Source organism: Bacillus sp. FSL H8-0547, from assembly GCA_038002745.1.
Taxonomy (GTDB): Bacteria; Bacillota; Bacilli; order Bacillales; family Bacillaceae; genus Bacillus_P.
Map to the genome: position 1 here is coordinate 1349629 of JBBODD010000001.1, position 19932 is coordinate 1369560.

The 19932-nt window shown below is 43.2% G+C and carries 20 protein-coding genes; 2 read left to right on the top strand and 18 right to left on the bottom strand.

The window, feature by feature from the left end; all coding sequences use genetic code 11:
• Window positions 1-3 precede the first annotated feature (3 nt).
• The 6 genes from MHB63_06500 to MHB63_06525 form a co-directional block, all read right to left on the bottom strand.
• On the bottom strand, window positions 4-840 hold the full coding sequence (locus tag MHB63_06500) for a hypothetical protein (GenBank protein ID MEK3806230.1): 837 nt from the start codon (window positions 838-840) through the stop codon (window positions 4-6).
• A gap of 188 nt (window positions 841-1028) precedes the next feature.
• Window positions 1029-3725, bottom strand: coding sequence for a GTP-binding protein (locus tag MHB63_06505; GenBank protein MEK3806231.1), 2697 nt, complete (start codon window positions 3723-3725; stop codon window positions 1029-1031).
• Window positions 3726-4046: 321 nt separating this feature from the next.
• Entirely contained in the window at window positions 4047-4433 is a 387-nt protein-coding gene (locus tag MHB63_06510) for an SseB family protein (GenBank protein ID MEK3806232.1), read from the bottom strand.
• Window positions 4430-4834 carry a hypothetical protein gene (locus MHB63_06515; protein MEK3806233.1) on the bottom strand — a complete coding sequence of 135 codons (405 nt, stop codon included), beginning with the start codon at window positions 4832-4834 and terminating at the stop codon, window positions 4430-4432. The genes MHB63_06510 and MHB63_06515 overlap by 4 nt, the downstream gene beginning before the upstream one ends.
• Window positions 4827-6149 (bottom strand): hypothetical protein, encoded by a 1323-nt coding sequence (locus tag MHB63_06520; protein MEK3806234.1) that lies wholly within the window; start codon window positions 6147-6149, stop codon window positions 4827-4829. Before MHB63_06520 ends, MHB63_06515 begins: the two co-directional genes overlap by 8 nt.
• A gap of 43 nt (window positions 6150-6192) precedes the next feature.
• Window positions 6193-6516, bottom strand: coding sequence for a hypothetical protein (locus MHB63_06525; GenBank protein ID MEK3806235.1), 324 nt, complete (start codon window positions 6514-6516; stop codon window positions 6193-6195).
• Window positions 6517-6848: 332 nt separating this feature from the next.
• Between MHB63_06525 and MHB63_06530 the strand changes: the two genes are divergently transcribed.
• Entirely contained in the window at window positions 6849-8519 is a 1671-nt protein-coding gene (locus tag MHB63_06530) for a glutamine--tRNA ligase/YqeY domain fusion protein (protein ID MEK3806236.1), read from the top strand.
• Window positions 8520-9195: 676 nt separating this feature from the next.
• Here the strand turns inward: MHB63_06530 and MHB63_06535 are convergent.
• The 12 genes from MHB63_06535 to MHB63_06590 form a co-directional block, all read right to left on the bottom strand.
• Window positions 9196-9879 carry a hypothetical protein gene (locus MHB63_06535; protein MEK3806237.1) on the bottom strand — a complete coding sequence of 228 codons (684 nt, stop codon included), beginning with the start codon at window positions 9877-9879 and terminating at the stop codon, window positions 9196-9198.
• Window positions 9880-10080: 201 nt separating this feature from the next.
• Entirely contained in the window at window positions 10081-10842 is a 762-nt protein-coding gene (locus MHB63_06540) for an ABC transporter ATPase (protein ID MEK3806238.1), read from the bottom strand.
• A 212-nt stretch (window positions 10843-11054) separates the two neighbouring features.
• Window positions 11055-11876 carry an ammonia-dependent NAD(+) synthetase gene (nadE, locus tag MHB63_06545; protein MEK3806239.1) on the bottom strand — a complete coding sequence of 274 codons (822 nt, stop codon included), beginning with the start codon at window positions 11874-11876 and terminating at the stop codon, window positions 11055-11057.
• Window positions 11877-11888: 12 nt separating this feature from the next.
• The gene (gene nadD, locus MHB63_06550) at window positions 11889-12503 is read right to left on the bottom strand and encodes a nicotinate (nicotinamide) nucleotide adenylyltransferase (GenBank protein MEK3806240.1); all 615 of its coding nucleotides are present in this window, start codon (window positions 12501-12503) and stop codon (window positions 11889-11891) included.
• Window positions 12504-12530: 27 nt separating this feature from the next.
• Window positions 12531-14006, bottom strand: coding sequence for a nicotinate phosphoribosyltransferase (locus tag MHB63_06555; GenBank protein MEK3806241.1), 1476 nt, complete (start codon window positions 14004-14006; stop codon window positions 12531-12533).
• Window positions 14007-14022: 16 nt separating this feature from the next.
• Complete coding sequence (locus MHB63_06560; protein ID MEK3806242.1) at window positions 14023-14571, bottom strand: isochorismatase family cysteine hydrolase; 549 nt, start codon at window positions 14569-14571, stop codon at window positions 14023-14025.
• Between the two features lie 54 nt (window positions 14572-14625).
• Window positions 14626-15399, bottom strand: coding sequence for an NUDIX hydrolase (locus MHB63_06565; protein MEK3806243.1), 774 nt, complete (start codon window positions 15397-15399; stop codon window positions 14626-14628).
• A gap of 299 nt (window positions 15400-15698) precedes the next feature.
• Window positions 15699-15959 carry a YwqI/YxiC family protein gene (locus MHB63_06570; GenBank protein MEK3806244.1) on the bottom strand — a complete coding sequence of 87 codons (261 nt, stop codon included), beginning with the start codon at window positions 15957-15959 and terminating at the stop codon, window positions 15699-15701.
• Window positions 15960-16388 carry a DUF5082 domain-containing protein gene (locus MHB63_06575; GenBank protein ID MEK3806245.1) on the bottom strand — a complete coding sequence of 143 codons (429 nt, stop codon included), beginning with the start codon at window positions 16386-16388 and terminating at the stop codon, window positions 15960-15962. It lies immediately after the preceding gene.
• Window positions 16389-16768: 380 nt separating this feature from the next.
• Window positions 16769-16999, bottom strand: coding sequence for an excisionase family DNA-binding protein (locus tag MHB63_06580; protein ID MEK3806246.1), 231 nt, complete (start codon window positions 16997-16999; stop codon window positions 16769-16771).
• 45 nt (window positions 17000-17044) lie between these two features.
• Window positions 17045-18388, bottom strand: coding sequence for a DUF6612 family protein (locus MHB63_06585; GenBank protein ID MEK3806247.1), 1344 nt, complete (start codon window positions 18386-18388; stop codon window positions 17045-17047).
• 130 nt (window positions 18389-18518) lie between these two features.
• Entirely contained in the window at window positions 18519-18812 is a 294-nt protein-coding gene (locus MHB63_06590; protein MEK3806248.1) for a hypothetical protein, read from the bottom strand.
• A 157-nt stretch (window positions 18813-18969) separates the two neighbouring features.
• Here MHB63_06590 and MHB63_06595 point away from each other — a divergent pair, with 157 nt between their 5' ends.
• The gene (locus MHB63_06595) at window positions 18970-19932 is read left to right on the top strand and encodes a D-2-hydroxyacid dehydrogenase (protein ID MEK3806249.1); all 963 of its coding nucleotides are present in this window, start codon (window positions 18970-18972) and stop codon (window positions 19930-19932) included.

The window sequence follows — 19932 nt, forward strand, 5'->3', positions numbered from 1 at the left end:
ATTCTATGAATTGATTCTGTTGAAACGTCCTTTGTTTACCATTTTCGATGCCGGAATGCTTAAGAAATCAATAGTGTTGTAAGAGCTGGCGGCTGTAAATTCCACAATGGGAGTTGTTGCCGTAATCAGCTGCAGATCCCATGCAATTCCATGAAACTCATTATACTGTCCGTTAATTGTAAAAAGCTTTTTAGTGGCAGCTGAAGGCTGTATTTGCATATTCATAAACTGGTTGCCGCTGCATTCATTTGGAATTGTCTCACTTGATGTTAATATCACACCGTTAACACAATCATCAATCGACATATTCAGAAATCTGTTGGCATTGACCCAGCTGAAACCGCTGGCCGGCTTGACAGCCTGAAGTTTGATGGCTGTATTTAATCCTGCAAAATTGATAGTGTCAAAATTCACAAAGGAAATTTCATGACCTGATCCGTTCGAGTAAAGTGAGAGTCCTGTGCCTTTATGACTGCCGCTCCAATTAACGATGTTGACATTTTCAATCTTTGTTTTGTTCCAAGTGTTGTAATATTTGTACTTTCCGTCAAGGTAAATGACCGCGCCATTGAAAGCTGCATCATCGATAGCAATATAGGCACCTGATAATGATGCATTTCTTTGCAGTTCCAGAACTCTGTAATTCCCATAAATGATAAATCGTGATGCGTAGTTAAACTGCAGCTTTACCCCTTCTTTAACGACAATCGGCCCTGTTATCACATAATCTCTGTTAGCAAGCTCAACAACTTTATCAGTATTGCTTTGGGCAAAATCAATGGCAGCCTGTACTTTTGCTGCATCATTTGCTCCAGGAAAATCCTCTGGAAACACACTCATACGTTCCACACCCTAAATAGATTTTGCTACTTTGCCGGCCTGGTAAATCTCTCAGAAAAGTAATTACTATATTCTATGTCGAATGAGCACTGTTGCTACGAAGTAATTAGTGAATTTCCGACTTTTTCCCTGCAAAAAAAGCCCGCTTTCCTAAAAAAAGCGGGCTTCCTGGTATACTATATAACCACTTAGTGATGAGTATAAGCACTCTCTTCATTCGCCTTAACCATAAACTCAGACTGCAGCAGTCTTACTTCAAAGAGGCGCAATGGATCGTAGTAAATTTCCGGATTTGATTTCATTTTTTCAAGTGCAGCTTTGCTGCTTGAGATGCTTGTTTCTGACTCGCGGATCGTTTCATCTACGTAAAGAATCGGGTCCTGATAGAAGATCACGATGTCTGATTTGAGCGCTTTTTCAAAGAGATCGAATTCCAGGAAGAATTTCTTCGAGATCTCGGCTGTGATTTCTTCATAGTTTTTGCTTTCCACATATTTTTTATATTGTGTGTAAAGCATCGATTTGTTTTGCGGAAGGGCAGCAAACAATTTTCCTGCGCTTTTCAGGAGGAATTCTGTCGGCTTGAACCGGAGCAGGATGTTTTGTTCTTCCACGTCTGCACGGCTCGTCATCCGGTTCAGGTCCCTTCTCCAGTCTTCTAATACCTTAAAGTCGCAGACAAGCTTCATTTTTTCTTCGCCGTACAGGCCGTTAAATGATGTGCTCATCTCATTCAGGTAGCCCTGGCTTTCATTGAGCTCTTCGTTTGTCCGGACAAGCCATTCGCGAAGGGCTGTCTGAAGTTTAGGGATCAGGCTGTCATGGACATATGTCCCGATTTCCTCGTTCATTTTACGGTTCAGCGTAATGTGAAGCTGGCTGAAGTCGCTGTCCTCTTTTATATGAGAAGAGCATCCGCGCAGGATTTTTGGAAGCTCGAGCTTCAGGTCACGCTTCATTTCAGCTGTTGCTTCGCGGTATGAAGCCGTAATTGCTGCTGCTTTCTCCTGTTCGACGTCTCTTAAGTGATTCATGAATCCGTTCAGTCTCACTAAAATATCTTCGTTCCATTTGACGGTTTCGACAAGGTGGTTCTCTGTTTGCACACGCTTGTTCAAAAGATCAGTAAGCGTTCTGCGGATATAATGCAGAAGTTTCGCTGTGCGTTTCTCTTCGTGCTTCGCTCCGCGCGTGCTGAATACAGTTGAAAGGAATTCACCCAGTCCTTTCATATTTCCGGATGAAAAGGCGAATACCTGGGACTGAGGGAAAAACTGATTAATGGTTCCCTGAAGATCCTCTGCCGCTCGCCGTTCGGCCGTGTTCAGGATAAAATGGATCGGCGTGTTAAGCGCATATTCCTGAAGCTGCCTTAAAATTTCAAGCTCCTGCTCATTAAACGGCGTGTTCCTGTCAAGCACAAACAGCATTCCATCTGAAAGCGGCAGGAACTCTGCCGTTTGAGAGATGTCGCTGTTCCGGCTGATTTCAGCTGTATGCAGGAAGGCCAGACGGTTGTCTTCAAGCAGTTCTGCAGGCCATTTCACTTCAGTCCAGACATCCGGGGAATCAATCAGCTCCGACTGATCGGAACGCTTTTCTGTTCCGTTGTCTGTAATCTGGTTCATCTCTGCCAGATCACCCTCCGAGCGGACGAAAACCGGTGAACGTGTTTCTGTTACAAGATTTTCGCCAAGGATGCGGTTAATAAATGCAGCCTTTCCGCCTTCAGGTGTTCCGCTGACAAGAACATGAGATGTGTTTAAATCTGCAAGCTCGGAAACAAGCCATTTTTTCTGATAACCGACCTCTAAATGGTTATTTTCAGCCCATGCCACGAGTGATTTGAACAGATCAAGGCTGTAGTCAAATCTGACGCTGTCGTGCTCCGAATCAAAGATTAATGTTTCTGCTGTTTTCAATGATTCTGCATCCATAGAGGCAGGGAAAATCTCGTTCCAAGCAAGCACTGCCGTAGCTGCAAACAGAGCTTTTGACTGATTGGCAAGCTTCTGCCAGTTTGACAGAAGAACAGGGACGATGTCTTCCAGTTCTTTCACAAGATACGTTCCGTTGATGATGCTTAAATAGGTGTTCTGATGTATATCAGACATTTTCGACCAGCTTTCAAACGGCTGAACCTCCACGTTCAGGAAAATCGTGTTGACCGTTTTCAGCCATGAAAGATAAAACTCTCCGTTCCGGTAGCTGTCCCACAGAGAGGCAGTGACACGCTGGAACAGTTTCTGGTTTTTGCGGTAAAGAGAAATGAGCGGCTGATAGAAAAATTCCGGGTCGAATGATTTTGTGTAGCCTGCCTGAACATATTCATCAAGCAGTTCAAACCATTCCGGCTCCTCTGTCCGCAGGCCTTCATTAACAGCAAGCTCGGCAGCCATTTTCCAGTCCTGCCGGTCTTCATAAAACGACCGGGCAAGATCAGTGACATTCGGATAATCGGGATCGAGATCAAGAGCTTTTTTAATAACCTTATAGGCAAGCTCCATTTTCTCCCTCAGGAGATAAAGAGAAAACAGCTCAAGAGCGACTTCCATTTTTAACGTCTTAGAGTCGCTTTTAATGCCCGTATAAATATCTTCGGCTGCAGAAAGATGACCAAGCGCATAATAGGAATCGGCAATATTCTTTCGCGCCCACGGCTCAAGCTCATTGCTGATGTTCTCCCATTTAAAAATCGCTGTTTCATAGTCCTTGTTATGAAAATAAATCTCGCCCTGGGCATAACGGATATAGGAAAGATCGATCACTTCTTTTGCCTGCTCCTCAAAGTGAAGCTCACCGAGAACCTGAACAGGCTGCTCTGTTCTGCCTTCCATAAAACGTTCGAAATATGATTTATGAATCAGCTGTTTATCGTTTGTCATAGTATCCTCCACCTAACGTACGCTAGAAACTTATATAATGATCTATTCTATCAAAACTTTCTCCTATATGGCTTAGTTTGTGTTACCCCTTTTCTGAGGGTTTCACACCGACTATCGATCTAGTTAGTGGGATATTCATCCAAAAACAGCACAGCAAATGCGATGAATACGGGTTTTATGCCGACATAATTGGCTGAAATTAGAAAATACCCTCTGAATTGTTTCACAGGTTATGAAGATCATCATACAAAAGACTTATTTTGTTTTTGCGGTTTTCTTATAAAAACAAAAAGAGAGATTCCTCTCTCTTTTGGCTGAATGCTATTTAAAATAGTTTTGCCCTCTCTTCATCATCCCGAGTTCCTGCGGAATGAGAAGCTTTGAGAGAGGAGTATCCGGGTTCAGGATGATTCCCGTCTGTTCGTCAAGCATCTGCAGAAGCTCTTTGAATGGAACCTGAACAGACGTGTTTTTCTGAAACATTTTCCGGATGGGGAATTCCGATGAGAAGACCGGAAGAAGTTTTTTTTGTTTCTTCTCCATGATGTGGACGTGCTCCAAGGAAAATGGACTGTTCTTTTGAAGGCCCTGCTTTTGTACAAGCCAAACGCTGCTGTCTTTTAAAACGTCGTAAAAACCGGCGACTTTCTCATTGCTGCTCATGGCATCAATCAATGCTTTTTCTAAGGTGTTGAATGGTGTGCTCATTTTTCGCCAAATCCCAGAATCGGACTTTTCTTTTCTTGAATCGTGACGTCTTGAATGCTTACTTGTTTGATGTATTCATATTTGCCAAGCGAAGAAAAGCCGAGTTTGTCTACAGAATCAGGGTCTATTGACTTGAGGATAACCGTTCCGTTCTCTTCGTTTACACCTTCAATCGCGAATTCCTGGCCGCTGTAGTTTGCAGACAGCTTATATTCATACGCATTTTCAAGCTCTGACTGGTCAATTTGCTTAACGAACACATTCTTTTTTAGCCCCGCTGTCTGAAACCCGTTCTGAGCTGAAGCTTTATCCCGCGTCCGAAGAGTCACTTTTCCGCTTCCTTCGGGAATGATCGAGTATTCCACACCTTGGTAAATCCCGTATTCTCCTTTTTTAATCATCGCTGTTTAACTCCTCTATGCTATAAAATCGCTGATCATATTTATCGTACATGCCGACAAGTTCCTCTGTGCCGTCCCTGACAATATAAATTTCAGCGGCACTTGGACGAGCATTATTGCCGTAAATGGTTTCGTATTCAGGCACAATTTTCCCGTTCTCTGCAGCTGTAAATCCATGGCCAGTCTGCGGGTAGCTGATGTATTCGTTCGGTTTGGCTGCATGCGGACTGTTCATTTCCTCTGCATAAGGAATTTTGAGCCGGTCGCTTTGATCGGTGGTAAAACGGATGACGGCATATTCTTTGTCCGGCGCAAACGGAGTATTCGGATAATCCATTCTAAGAGAATGGTACATATCCGCTGAATCCGTAAGATCACTGACATCCTCCATTTTGGCAATACATCCGCCGACATCTGTAATGTCACCGGATAAATATAAAGCTAACTTGTCCCCGTCAATGACTTTTTGCAGGACAGTCGTGCTCGTGACAGGCGGAACCGCCTCCCGCACACGATGCATGCTGTCCAGTTCTTCAGGCGTAAGATCTTTATAGTAGGAAGACTGGAGGTCTAAAAACTCATCCTTCGTGAGTCCAGCCTCATCCAGCACACCGTTAATCTCTGCAGCAAACCCTTTTCCCTGCGGAAGCTTCGCAAAATCAAAACTTGTGTCCATGCCGTGAGTGACGGTTGTAAGTTTAGGTACAGACGGCGCCCCGTCCGGCACATCAGTAAGTTTCGCAGCTTTGCCGAGCTTGTCAATTCCCTTTCCCCCAAGCAGACCAAGCCCAATGGAGACAATCCCGTATGTGAAAAATTCCGTCCTGCTGTACACATCTCCATTGATCACTTTTGTTTCCCACGCTTCCGTCAGCGTGTTCCACATGGTTTCAAGCGTTTCAAGGGGATGGATAATCGCATCCCACATCGCTTCGTACGTTTCCCATTCAAACAGGGACACAAGCCCGTCCCATGCATCTGTGAGGCCGTTGCTTGCTCCGTCCCACAGCCCCGAGAAAAAACCGCCCCAGCCCGAAGAAGCAGATGCTTTTGCGGCCTCATCTGCTTCCCTCATGCCAGACGCAGTATTTTCAATATGTCTCTTGGCATCCTCGGTCAATGTATGAAAACGATTGACCAAGTGCCTGATTTCTTCCTGAAGATCGAGTGCTGTGCTCACTCTGGCGACAGATGTGAAGCGCAGCCTTGCTGATTCCCAGCTTAAAAGATCCAATGCATCACCGGTATAAGAGCGGGACCTGTCAATTCGACTTGCGAATGATTCAAGTTCTTCCGGTCTGATTTTTATTTCCATGAATAGCTACCTCTCCTTTATCCCGTGAATGCGGATCTTTCTTTTATGCGAAAGTATCTGCAAGATGTCTCAGTCTTGCAATTTCCCCTCTCAGTTCCTGGTACAGCTCATCTTTGACATCATCTATTTGAAAAGCAACAGAACGGATTTCTGCATGGATGCTTTCATAGGCAAGCTTTGCCTGTCCTGTCCATTCATCTGCATACTGCTGATGGCTCGTTTCAAAATGAAACACCCCGTCATCGAACGTGCCCATGGCATTTTTGATGGCAGCAAGATACGCTTCAAGTTCATCTGCATCCCGGTTGTATTCAGCCTGTTTTCTTTTCCTCTCCAAGTCTTCAAAGAAGTCCTCGATCGTATCCAACAAGTTCTTTCCACGTCCTTCTTCCTGTTTTAGAAGCATCTTACTAGTTATGTTAAAATATGGGGATGATTCCTACAACTATCTATTAAACTATTTTTGCATATAGGCGAATATGACTAGAAACCAAATTCACCTTTCCTACTATTAGAATATATAGAAAACTCCGTACAGTTTATTCCTTCCTTTAAAGGTTTATTTTATACAAAAAAGCGGCGCAAGCCAAGAAACAGCTGAATTCATTTGAATAAATGCCGCGGGAAACTTATAATTGTAAAATGAACTGATGATTTATGGATATAATGAAGGTTACATAGAAGAAAGGACGATACATTTTGGAAAATAACTCGTCAAATTTTATTAAAAATATTATGAAAGAAGATCTGGAAAGCGGCAAGCATTCGACTGTCATCACACGCTTCCCTCCTGAGCCAAACGGCTATCTTCATATCGGACATGCAAAATCGATCCTTATTAATTTCGAACTTGCCGATGATTTCGGCGGCAGAACAAATCTCCGTTTTGATGACACGAACCCTCTTAAAGAAGATCAGGAATACGTTGATTCCATTAAAGAGGATGTAAAGTGGCTGGGGTATGAATGGGACGAGCTTCATTTCGCATCCAACTACTTTGAAGAAATGTACAATCGTGCGGTTCTGCTTATTAAAAAAGGAAAAGCTTATGTGGATGATCTGACGCCTGATGAAATCCGCGAATACCGCGGCACACTTACTGAGCCGGGAAAAGACAGCCCATACCGCAGCCGTTCAGTAGAAGAGAATCTTGAGCTGTTTGAGAAGATGCGGGGCGGCGAATTCGAAACAGGAACCAAAGTGCTGCGCGCTAAGATTGACATGTCTTCGCCAAACATGAACATGCGCGACCCAGTCATCTACCGCGTTTCTCATGCTGTTCACCATAACACAGGTGATGCTTGGTGCATCTATCCGATGTATGACTTTGCCCATCCTCTGGAAGATGCGATTGAAGGCGTTACTCATTCCATCTGCACAACCGAGTTTGAAGACCATCGCCCTCTCTATAACTGGGTTGTTGAAGAATGTGAAATGGAAACGAAACCGCAGCAAATCGAGTTTGGACGCCTGAATATCACAAATACGGTCATGAGCAAGCGCAAACTGAAACAGCTTGTTGATGAAGGTTTTGTAGACGGCTGGGATGACCCGCGCATGCCGACTGTATCCGGTCTAAGAAGAAAAGGGTACACGGCTGATGCCATCCGCAATTTTGTAAGAGAAACAGGCGTATCAAAAGGGTACGGTGCGGTTGATGAGGCGATGCTTGAATATTATGTTCGCGAGGACCTGAAGCTGAAAGCACCGCGCACAATGGGCGTGCTCAAGCCTCTTAAAGTCGTGATCACAAACTATCCTGAAGGACAAACGGAAATGCTTGATGCAGAAATCAATCCGGAAGTACCTGAAATGGGCTCACGCCAAATTCCATTCGGACGTGAAATCTACATCGAACAGGACGATTTCATGGAAGATCCTCCGAAAAAATATTTCCGCCTTTTCCCTGGCAACGAAGTTCGCCTGAAGCATGCTTACTTCATCAAATGTGAAGAAGTCATCAAAGATGAAAACGGCCAGGTCATTGAGCTGCGCTGCACATATGATCCGGAAACAAAGAGCGGCACCGGCTTTACAGGCCGTAAAGTAAAAGGCACCATTCACTGGGTGGAAGCATCGCAGGCCGTTCCTGCAGAGTTCCGCCTGTACGAGCCGCTTATCCGCGATGCAGACCTTGAAGCAGAAAAAAGCGAAGAAGAAGCAGAAGAAAAAACATTCCTCGATTTCGTCAATGAAAACTCGCTTGAAGTGGCGCAAGGATTTGTCGAGCCAAACATGAAAGATGTTAAGGCACACGACAAATTCCAGTTTTTCAGACACGGGTACTTTAATGTTGACCCTAAAAACTCGACTCCCGAAAAAGCGGTCTTCAACAGAATCGTATCGCTTAAGAGTTCGTTTAAATTATAATAAACCTGAAAAGACCTGATTTCACCAGCTGAAATCAGGTCTTTTTCCTATTTTTATTCAAAACATTTCTTCATCTTTCGTCAGCGGTCTATGTTAAAATCTGTCGTTTCATGAGAAGTGAAGTCGAATACACCTGAGATTCTTCCCATTTCCCCATCAGCGCCCCGAACTTTGATGAACATTGTGTGGTTTTACATATTTCGGAATGCGGTATAAACGTATTAACAAAGTAAATAAGCGAATGGCCAAATACATAATTATTCGAAGGGAGGAACGTGAGATATGAAGATCAAGGCAGGGAGCTGGAGAATGCTCAGCGCGAAGGAAAAACAGTTCATTTTACAAGCCGTCAGCCACCGGGTGAAAAAATAATGAAATAGCTGTATTGAGCGCGGGGATTCCAGAATGCCCTGCCGAAGAACAATATGCTTCCGGCCATAAGCTTACCGTCCTCTTAATCGTTAGGGGCTCGTTTCTGAAAAAAGTGTTTGCCCCTGGCTGGTTCCGTTTGCTGGGGTTGGCTGCAGGATTAATCGAGGTGCTTATAGTATAGGAGTGAAACCAGCTTTCTTGCGGGGGAGACTGGTTTTTTTCATGGAAAGATATTAATAATAAAAATGTATTAGTGTGGTATACAGACATAAGTAATTAATTGGTCGAAAATTAATGGCTTTTTTCAATTCTCATTTGTCTTACCGCCCTTTTCTTCCGCCTCTGCATAAAGATAGCCTCTTTCATTAAAATTAAAGCTTTTGAATCTGATCTTGCAGTACATGATCAACAGCTGTTCCGGAAGAATGAACATCATTGTGAAGAATAGTAGAATTCCTAAAACACCTACTATGGTTTCTAGCGAGAATCCTGTTTGAATATTTGCGAATAAAAATCGCAGAAAAAATAAAATTCCCATGCTTCCAAGAATGACACTTGGTAAATAATCTGCTTTTTCATATTTTTTCCTTAACCGGTCCTTTTTTGTCCCCTGCCTATACTGTCCCTTTTTTAATAGGATGGCCAATCTAATTATAGTTACTAAAAAAACAAGCATCCCTATTAAAATGATAATTTCGGTAAAATCAATTAAAGTATTTTCGTCAATACTCAATCCCGATTCAGCAGTTCCTAGATGAACCAGCATTAGAAGCAGGGGAAAATAACCAAAAATTATCTGTAATACAATAATGACTAATGAATATTGAATTTTTTGGCTTCTTTTATAAATAAACGGAATTGTGTATACGGTTGATAGAACACTTAAAACAACACATAACCAAAACAAATAGAAAAAAACTTCCTCTTTATTTGGAAAAATAGAATATTGGGATATAAATTTTGCAAGGAAGAACCAAAACCACTGCAAACAACAGCATACCGCTTAGAGAGCTGGGACTTTGTCTTCTTTTTTTAAAAGGTTCTTTAAATACATAAAAATCCAAAGCATTAAGTTTGTTAAACACTCTTCCCCCTCCAATTAGTGAAACCAATCTTTTTTGGACCGCTTAGTCACGCAAGTAATTAAATAATCAAAAATTAAGCTTTTTTGATGGGCATTTGTTTACTGCTACTTTTCTTCCGCCTCTGCATAAAGATAGCCTCTTTCATTAAAATTAAAGCTTTTAAAACGAAACTTACAATATAAAATGATAAGTTGCTCTGGAAGAACATATATAAGTGTATACGAAATAGAAATAAACATAGCAACCATTACAATTGTATCTATGTTTGCTATACCCAATACTCTAACTACATGTTGAATAATATAAATCAAGGCTGTGCTGCTCACAATTATAGTCGGCAAATGAAGCCTCTTTTCAATTTCTTTCCTACGAAGATCATAGGAAGAACCACTTTTGTAATGCCCTAGATTTATTAAAATGTAATATCTAACAAAAGTACTAACCAATAACAAAACTCCAAAAATCATTGATATATTCGTAAAGGACATCAGCATATTTTCTGTTATTTCTTCGTTTTCCCCTATTAAAAACATAGCAATTAAAAAAAATGAAACTCCAAAATTTTGGGTGGTTACTATACTTACAAAATACTGTGTTTTTTCCGCTTTTTTATAAACAAACGGCAAAGAAAAAAGAATAGAACACCCAATTAGTACCATCGTCATAATAAAATGAACGTCTTTAATTTCATCTATATTAGGGTAATTAGTATATTTACCGGCTACATTGTAGGTCAAAAACCATACTAAAAATTGCAAAGCTGAGCCAAGCAAAAGTGCACCTGCAAGGGAATTCGGACTTTGCCTGCCACTTTCCAACGGCTTTCGCAGAACTCTATAATATTCAACAGACAAATATTTATTCAATGTATTACCCCATTTCTTTTAAGTCTATCTTCATAAGGGCACCTTCTATGGTTATTTTTTGGTAGCTTTTATTTTATCAAAGGGTGTCTTACTAATTCTAAATTAAAAAATAAACGCAATAAATACAAAAGAGGCCGTCGCAATAAACTTATTTGCGATGACCTCTCTTTTCTAATAGGTTTTTTCCCAGCCTCTTTCTTTACGTCCCGCTATTATTTCCACCATCCATCAAACTTGCTTGCAGGCAGCTGGCGCTTGTGTTCGGTCATCAGATAGCGCTTCTCTACTTTAGACGCGACTTCTTCTGATACCGGTTTTCCTTCAAGGTAATCATCCAGCTCATCATACGTAATTCCGAGCTCTGTCTCATCTGCCTGCTGAGGTTTATTATCTAGCAGGTCGGCTGTCGGCACCTTCAGATACAGCCTTTCATCTGCACCAAGCTCCTTAAGCAGACTTCTGCCCTGACGTTTGGACAAACCGGCAAGCGGAAGCAGATCGGCGCCGCCATCTCCGTATTTTGTAAAGAAACCTGTTACAGCTTCGGCTGCATGATCGGTTCCAATGACAAGCAATCCTTCCTGTCCGGCGATTGCGTACTGTGTAATCATGCGCGTTCTCGCTTTTACATTCCCTTTGTTAAAGTCGCTCAGCTTGTCATCAGCTGCCTGAGCGTACTGATTCTCAAAAGATTCGACCGTTGATTTAATGTCAAATGTGACGGAATGATCCGGCTTAATAAACTCAAGGGCAAACTGTGCATCATCTTCATCGTGCTGCACACCATGAGGCAGTCTGACAGCAATAAACTTCGCCTCTTTCATGCCTTCTTCTCTCAATTCTTCCACAGCAAGCTGCGCAAGGCGCCCTGCAAGCGTAGAATCCTGACCGCCGCTTATGCCAAGGACGAATCCTTTAGCATGTGCTTTTTTGACATAAGCCTTTAAAAAGTCAATGCGTTCTCTGATTTCGGCCTTCGGATCAATTTCAGGTTTAACATTCAAGTCATTTCTAATTTTCTCCTGCATGCTCATCTTCATTGCCTCCTAATGATATAAAGAATGATTTTTAATGTATTCGTAACAGGCATCAGGCAGCAAATAGCGCGGCTCTCCGCCTTTTGAAAACTCATCTCTGATGTATGTAGAACTGATTTCCATAGCAAGCCCCTTATCAATCAGGTGAAAAGTGGACCCGTCATCATGGTTTCTGAGAAGCGGCGAGCGGGAAATCGTCCGCAGCATATCAATGCCTTCCCTTGCCATGACGATGAATTTATTGCTCGCGACCAGTTCCTGATCGTACTTCCACTTGCCGTCTGCAATATCCACAAGCAAATCGGCACCCATAATAAAATAAATCTCATCGTTCGGGTACTTCTTCTTAAAGTGCTCAAGTGTGTAGTAGGTGTATACATTCCAGGCCTCCTGATTAATCTCATAATCATCGGCGAGGAACTTATCATTGCCTTCAAGTGCAAGCTGAAGCATATTCCAGCGGTGAAGATCGGACGTTTTCATTGCTTTGTCTTTCCTTTTTCCCGAACAAGGCAGGAAAATGACCTTATCCAGCCTGCAGCGGTGAGCTACTGTACTTGCTGTCCACAAATGAACATTTGTTACCGGATCAAAAGATGACCCGTAAATTCCGATCTTCCCCATTTTGCTTCTCTCCCATCAGGCTTCTGTTTAATTGTTTCCCTCTTCAATCATTTCTTTAACCTTTGTTTTTACTTCTTCGATGTTTCTCATTTTGTTCTCCCAGCACGCTTCGCTCAAGTCAACTGGATACTCCTCCGGGTGCATCGTCCGCTTGTACTCATCCCAGAGCACATCCATGTTGTCTGCCGCATATTGCTGAATTTCCTGAAGCTCAGGCAGTTCATATACAAGCTTTCCATCTTTGAAAATATCCTGATGAAGATCCTTTGCTTCAAAATTTGTCACAAACTTGCTGACAAACGTGTGAACCGGATGGAACATTTTCAGGCGCTTTTCAGACCCTGGATTTTCATCCTCAAGGGCAATGTAGTCCCCTTCTGATTTATGGTTCAGGGTATTGATGATCCGGTAGACCTTCTTAATGCCGGGTGTTGTTACTTTTTCCGGATTTCCGCTGATCTTAATCGTATCCTGCATCTTGCCATTCTCATCTTCAATTGAAACAAGTTTATAGACAGCACCGAGAGCAGCCTGATCGTAAGCGGTAATCAGCTTCGTGCCGATTCCCCATGAATCAATTTGTGCCCCCTGTGACTTCAGGTTGATAATTGTATTTTCATCAAGATCGTTTGAAGCAATGATCTGTGTTTTCGTGAATCCTGCTTCATCCAGCATTTTTCTTGCTTTTTTTGACAGATATGCAAGATCGCCGCTGTCCAGACGAATCCCTTTGAAATTGATTTTATCGCCAAGCTCTTTTGCAACCTTGATTGCAGTCGGCACACCTGATTTCAGCGTATCGTACGTATCTACAAGGAACACGCAATCCTTATGGCGGCGCGCATATTTATGAAAAGCTGTATATTCATCGCGGTATGCCTGCACCAGAGCATGAGCGTGCGTGCCTGCAACCGGAATACCGAACATTTTCCCTGCACGGACGTTTGATGTAGCATCAAATCCCCCAATGTAGGCAGCGCGAGTTCCCCAGATGGCTGCATCCATCTCATGAGCCCGGCGCGTTCCGAACTCCATTGCACTCTGCTCCCCGACCACATGCTTAATGCGTGAAGCTTTTGTCGCAATCAATGTTTGGTAATTCACAATGTTCAGCAGCGCTGTTTCCACAAGCTGTGCTTCAGCAAGCGGCGCTTCGATCCGGAGAATCGGTTCATTGGCAAAAACAAGCTCTCCTTCAACCATCGACCTGACATTGCCCGTGAAACGCACTCCCTTTAGATACTCCAAATAGTCTTCTCTATAACCAAGCTCATCACGAAGATATTCAATATCACTTTCCGTAAAAGAAAAGTGCTGCAAGTATTCCACAATCCGCTCAAGACCTGCAAAAACCCCGTAGCCGTTGCTGAAAGGCAGCTTTCTGAAAAAAACCTCAAACACCGCCCTGCGGTTGTGCATCTTGTCTTCCCAGTAGGTTTCCGCCATATTAATCTGGTAAAGATCTGTATGAAGCATCAAGCTGTCATCTGTGTATTTCATCATTGGAACCTCCATCTATCTATTCAACCTTCGCATTCAGGCTATGTTTAAAATGAGAAAGCGCCCACGCATGCCCGTCCTGATTAAAACTTGCCGTTGCTTTTTCATAAACCGTTATGCTGAACCCTTTATTGTAAGCATCTACAGCTGTATGCAGCACACAAATATCTGTACAAACCCCAACCAGATGAACCTCTGTTATCCCTCTTGCGCGAAGCTTGAGCTCAAGATCCGTCCCTGCAAACGCGCTGTACCTTGTTTTATCCATCCATTGTACATGACTTTGCGCTTTATTCTGTTCATAAATGGCTTCAAGCTTTCCAAAAAGCCTGCGGCCGTCTGTTCCTTTTAAGTTGTGAGGGGGAAACAAAGCTGTCTCAGGATGAAAAGGATCATTTTTTTCATGCATATCAATGGAGAAAACGACCAGATCACCCGCTTCAAGAAAGTCTTTCGTTACGTTTACGATCTCCTCTTCTATTGCCTGACCCGGCTTTCCGCAAGTTAAAGCCCCGTCATCCGCTACAAAATCCACCGTATAGTCAATGTTAATTAACGCTCTTTTCATTAAAGTCCACTCCCCTATAGTATTTAACACTTAATGAATTGTTAATTATCAAGTCTAGTAACGTGCTGTATAAATCGGTTTCACAACATCCATTTCAACAAATGTATAAAGCTGTGTAGGCTTTTTTGATGTTCTCGAAGTCTTCCCCTCTGCCTCTTTAATAAACGGCAGGGTTTTAATTTTCCGCGAAAAGGACTGCTCGCTTACAATCGCCGGATCATTCGTGACCGTTTTAAGCACTGCCTGCAGCTCCGAATAAGTAAAAAATTCAGGAAGAAAATTCTTCGCCACAGTCGTCTGCAGCAGATCGTTTGTAATGACTTTGATCGCATCCTCAATAATTGTCCGGTGATCAAAGGCCAAGTCGAGCTTCAGCACTTCTTTCACAGAAAACAGCTCAACCTCGGCCGCATCATCCTGCGCTTTTCTCAATGAGAGGGAATGCTCAGGCACAATCGCATAATGGGCATTCGAGATAATCCATCCGCGCGGATCGCGCCCAGGCTGATCATACACGCCGAAATGCTTCACATGCACCCCGGAAACACTCGTTTCTTCCTCCAGCTCCCGCTTGGCTGCTTCAAAGGCCGACTCATCCTCCTGAACAAACCCTCCAGGAAGCGCCCATTTGCTCGCCTCAATATTCGGATTTCCCTCTGCATCAAGTGCAGCACGCTGAATCATCATCAGCTTCAAATCCATCAGAGGCGGTTTGTACTCCCCGTCAAACTCAGACACAATCGTAAACACACAAATATCGGACGTATACCCGTCAGGAGTTCTGTATTTTTTTATATCATACTTCTTAAGAGCTTCATCATTGGACATTTATACAAACTCCTTCGGTTTTATAATTAACAAGTTGTTAATTGTTAATTTATTTATACTCTATTCTTCGGAATGTGTCAACGGATTATGTGCGGAAAATGAAAAAACCTTGAAGACGTTTGTATTCAAGGTTTTGGGGATGTGTATTTTAAGGGGAATGATCTGATGGCGCAGGTGTTCGTTATTGTTACCCTGTATTTCTGTGCCGCTGATTTATAGGGATGCATTTTGCCTTTTTGGTACCCTATAATTCTGCACTTCCAATTTATAGGGTAGCATCTTCATCCAAACTACAAAAGTTACCTTCGGACAATAGCTTCGTCCTGTTCTTTGAGCGTATCCAAATTGGCGCGGGTGTCTTCAAGATTTTTCTGAACGACAGCAGTATATTGAGCGACAAATTGATGAAGAGCCGCTTCACGTTCCAGCCATTTCTGCGTAAAGTCCAGCTTATTTTCGCCCGCTTCTCCAGGCACGTCCAGGGTCAGGGCTTCAAGCGCCCGCCGGACTTCATTCAGTTTTCCAATCATCTCTGCATGATTCAGTTTAATCTGGGTCATTTAAAACAGCCGCCTTTGCAAGTCGTTTATTTTGCTGCCGATCTCGTCCAATGCATCATCGCCAATGGCCAACAGCTTGTCCGCCTCGTTTGCAAGCCCGCTTGCTGCGCTGAGCATATTCAGCTGAAAATTCAGCCCGTCGATTCGATCTTGTATGCTTCCTTTATATTCATCATAATCGTATTCTGCAATGTTCCTCATGATTTCATAGGCCTGGTTCCGATCATCATGAAAATCCTCAGCCCTTAAACCTTTCCACAGCTGGTCCAGCTCAGGATCCAAAATCTTTCTCATCTCACTAAGACATGCTGACTGTTCCCGTTCAATCTGCTGCCTGGCACGCTCCAGACGGCTGATCTGGCCGTTCAGTTCTGACATTTGATAGGATATGACACCATGAATTTGATTCAGCATTTCTGAATAGTTCAAGTTGATCACCTCTAATTAGCGAAAGATTATTTCCATATTTTATAGTATAAGGCAGATAGTAGCATCGTTGAATAGGACTATCAGCCTTCCTTCCAAGGTTATCTCGCACTTTCGGCGAAGAGCTTTCCTGAGTTTGTGCTGTTAACTCAAGTTAAGAACACTTTCAGCTAAGCGCGCTTCTCTGTTTCTGCTGTTAACTCAAGTTAAGAACACTTTCAGCTAACCGTGCTTCTCCGTTTCTGTTGTTAAATCAAGTTAAGAACACTTTCAGCTAAGCGCGCTTCTCCGTTTCTGCTGTTAAATTGGCACTTCCGGTTGAAGAGCTTCTACTGCTAACTCACTCCTTCTCTATAAAAAAAGAAATGCACAGTATGCATTTCCTAGTCTTCATCCTTGATGTCAATGTCTTCAGGGATCGGCTTGCTGAGCCATTCCTCAAGCTGTTCTTTGTAGGTTTCCATCTGCTCGAGATGGGTGGTGAACTGGTCTTTATTGATCAGGTACTGCTCGCCGTCATGCACGGCTCTGATTTTTTTCTGAAGTATCAGCGCTTCGATGTAGTTTTCAGGCATGGACAGGTGCTCTGCGGTTTCTTTTATCGTCAGGTACATGTGATTTTCAGACCTCTCTTTCAGATAACCCCTATTATAGTAAGATTACTGAACAAAAGAAAGGAGGTATTCATCCTGCAAAAGGACCTCGTAATGGCCCTCACCGTTTTTAATCACGTTAACAGATGCCTTCACAGACGGCTCAAGCGGAACCGGACCTTTGAAGCGATTCGCTGATGCTGTTATCAGCTCATCAACAAATTCTTCGTTTGTCAGCTCGCCGTTCTGCTGCTTTTGCATGACCGGCTGCACAGCTTCTGCGAGGAGACGGTTTTCACTGAAGCCCTGGATTTCAAGGTCAACCGTATAAGAGTCGGTGTCTGGATTATAGACTGCACCATTCACCTTATATTTGGTTTGCTTGATTGCCGCCAGGAATCCTTCTGTGTAGAGATTGATTTGGTCCTCCGAAACAGCAGCCGGCAATCCTTGAAAGTTATTCGCCGTATTGGATTTATAGATTTCTACGAAGGCAGACTTCTGGAAGTCTCCCCTTTTTTTCACTGCTTCCTGCTCAGGTGCCTCAGGATGACGTTTCATAAATTCGTCTGTATTCTGATAAACCGTCGCCTGGATTAGTGCATCGACATATTTGGCTGCTTCCTGAGCCGAAGCTTCCTGTTCAGGCGTTGCTTCCGGTTTAGCCTCAGCCGTTATCGTTGGGATGCTGTCAACCGTATCATAGGAATACGCGTGTGTTTTGCTCACGTCCTGCTCCTGCTTTTTTCCGTTTATTTCAAGCGAGTATTTGTGATTTCGTACAAGCTCTTTTACAAGAGACGTTTTTTTATCAACAGTCACCTTGTACTCAAAGCCCTTTCCTTTAATGGAAGAAAGATCCACCTCCGAAATGCCGGCCGCTTTTTGAAGTCCATTATAGTAATTCTCCGTCAAGTCACGCATCAGTTCCTGTGCTTCTTCTGATGAGCCTTCATATGTAAGGATGTATTCACTGTCTGTTTCTTGGAGCTTCAATTTTTCCTGAAAATCCGAATCGAATTTTTCATAGAAGGCAATTGGGTTTTTGTGCAGCTCAAACTCATACTGCTCTACAAACAGCATATAATCGCTGAGTCTTCCTTCAAGCACTTCTGTTTTTGTGCCGTCATCATAGGTGACTCCCTCTTTGCCAGTCGAGATTTTAGTGATTTTTCCCTCATCGTCATATTCCGAATAGGAAAGATCGTTTTCAAGATCAAGCTGCATGGTTCCTTTTAAGTCGTAGTCATCAGGAGAATCTGCTTTTTCACTGAATGTGATCTCCATCGTTTTTACGTCCTTATATGCTTTGCTCATTTCAGAAGATGCTTCTTCTGCGGTTTTCTCCCCGCAAGCTGCAAGCAATAGTGCCATCCCTGCAGCAATCAGCCACCCTTTCATTCTTTTCATGTCAATCCTCCCAGTATTTATAGATTCCTTTTTACCATGTGAACTAATAAGTATTTACACTTATTTCCTGATAATCAAACTATTTTTTTCCAAAAAAAAAGAACCTCACCTTAAGCAGCGGGGTTCATCATTATCTCGCCTTGCATATCCGGTTGAGCTTTCCACTTTCATGATCCACTGCAAAATAATAGTCCGGCCAGCATCCGTAGGCATCTGCCTCCTTATATCCGCATACGACAGCTGCTTCGGCCGCCGTATGAGAACATAAATAAAGAAACGAGTAGCCTTCAGGACTTTGGACGTGAAACACCTGATTCCCATCTACATCATAGCCGACAAGGTACTCCGGGGCATCTTCCTTTTCCCCTGCAAGCGCCAACACCCTTCTGGCACTCGGGTAAAACCGTTCTTGAAGAATTTTCATAGCAGGCAAGTCCACCCCTTGAAAAATAGTTCGATACCGCTAAGCATATATCTACAGGTTTATTTACCCAGTTTTTCACATTCCTAACGAGAAAAGCAAGAAATAAAAAACAAAAAATTCTGTTAAGATAAATACATTCAGAGAGGGAGGAATGACGATGTCTAAAAGAAAAATGATTATCACACAAGATTTGCAGGAGAACCATCTAAATGAAATCAGGGAGCTTGCTGCAGGCTGGGAGGTAACCGCCGGACGGGATGAGTCTGTTTGGAGGACTCATCTCGCTGACGCTGAGATTATTGCCGGCTGGAAAAAAGGAATGGAGGAAACGTGCCTCCATGAATCATCCAAATTGCGCTGGGTACAGTCATGGAGCGCCGGTGTCAACAGCATGCCGCTTCAAGCTTTGGAAAAGAAGGAAGTGCTTCTAACAAGCGCAAACGGCGTCCATGCAAACCCCATTTCCGAAACCATTTTCGCTCTTATGCTCGGATTAACAAGGAAAATTCATGCCTACGTACGCAATCAAAGCGAAAAAAAATGGCACCATGAGAACATGAAGCTTGAAATACACGGCAAAACACTTGGTGTGATTGGAGTTGGCGCAATCGGGCAGGAAACAGCCAAGATTGCAAAAGCTTTCGGAATGACTGTTCTTGGCGTGCGGCATTCAGGCAGACCCGCAGATTTTGTGGATGAGATGTACACTCAAGCTGACCTGAACACCATTCTGCCAAGATGTGATTATGTAGCTGTGACCGTGCCTCTGACGCCGAAAACAGAACGCCTTTTTACATACGAACAATTTAAACAGATGAAGCCTTCTGCTTACTTCATCAATATCGGCCGCGGTGAAGTGGTTGAGGAAGCAGCGCTTATACGGGCTCTTGAGGAAAATGAAATTGCAGGAGCAGGTCTTGATGTGTTTGAACACGAGCCGCTCGGGGTAAAAAGTCCATTGTGGGAGTTTGAGAATGTCATTATCACCCCCCACACCTCCGGATCAACGGAGTTTTACAACGAGCGCCTTACAGAGAACATCCTGATTCCAAACTTGAAAACCTACCTGTCAGATCGCGTCCCTTCTGTTAATTTAGTCGATTACAAAAAAGGATACTGA

What these genes read in the sequence shown, in the direction of transcription:
- nadE (MEK3806239.1), bottom strand. Translation starts at nt 11,876, where the DNA reads ATGAGCATGCAGGAGAAAATTAGAAATGACTTGAATGTTAAACCTGAA.
- MHB63_06515 (MEK3806233.1), bottom strand. Translation starts at nt 4,834, where the DNA reads ATGATTAAAAAAGGAGAATACGGGATTTACCAAGGTGTGGAATACTCG.
- MHB63_06570 (MEK3806244.1), bottom strand. Translation starts at nt 15,959, where the DNA reads ATGACCCAGATTAAACTGAATCATGCAGAGATGATTGGAAAACTGAAT.
- MHB63_06585 (MEK3806247.1), bottom strand. Translation starts at nt 18,388, where the DNA reads ATGAAAAGAATGAAAGGGTGGCTGATTGCTGCAGGGATGGCACTATTG.
- MHB63_06595 (MEK3806249.1), top strand. Translation starts at nt 18,970, where the DNA reads ATGTCTAAAAGAAAAATGATTATCACACAAGATTTGCAGGAGAACCAT.
- nadD (MEK3806240.1), bottom strand. Translation starts at nt 12,503, where the DNA reads ATGGGGAAGATCGGAATTTACGGGTCATCTTTTGATCCGGTAACAAAT.
- MHB63_06520 (MEK3806234.1), bottom strand. Translation starts at nt 6,149, where the DNA reads ATGGAAATAAAAATCAGACCGGAAGAACTTGAATCATTCGCAAGTCGA.
- MHB63_06555 (MEK3806241.1), bottom strand. Translation starts at nt 14,006, where the DNA reads ATGATGAAATACACAGATGACAGCTTGATGCTTCATACAGATCTTTAC.
- MHB63_06500 (MEK3806230.1), bottom strand. Translation starts at nt 840, where the DNA reads ATGAGTGTGTTTCCAGAGGATTTTCCTGGAGCAAATGATGCAGCAAAA.
- MHB63_06510 (MEK3806232.1), bottom strand. Translation starts at nt 4,433, where the DNA reads ATGAGCACACCATTCAACACCTTAGAAAAAGCATTGATTGATGCCATG.
- MHB63_06565 (MEK3806243.1), bottom strand. Translation starts at nt 15,399, where the DNA reads ATGTCCAATGATGAAGCTCTTAAGAAGTATGATATAAAAAAATACAGA.
- MHB63_06580 (MEK3806246.1), bottom strand. Translation starts at nt 16,999, where the DNA reads ATGTACCTGACGATAAAAGAAACCGCAGAGCACCTGTCCATGCCTGAA.
- MHB63_06590 (MEK3806248.1), bottom strand. Translation starts at nt 18,812, where the DNA reads ATGAAAATTCTTCAAGAACGGTTTTACCCGAGTGCCAGAAGGGTGTTG.
- MHB63_06505 (MEK3806231.1), bottom strand. Translation starts at nt 3,725, where the DNA reads ATGACAAACGATAAACAGCTGATTCATAAATCATATTTCGAACGTTTT.
- MHB63_06560 (MEK3806242.1), bottom strand. Translation starts at nt 14,571, where the DNA reads ATGAAAAGAGCGTTAATTAACATTGACTATACGGTGGATTTTGTAGCG.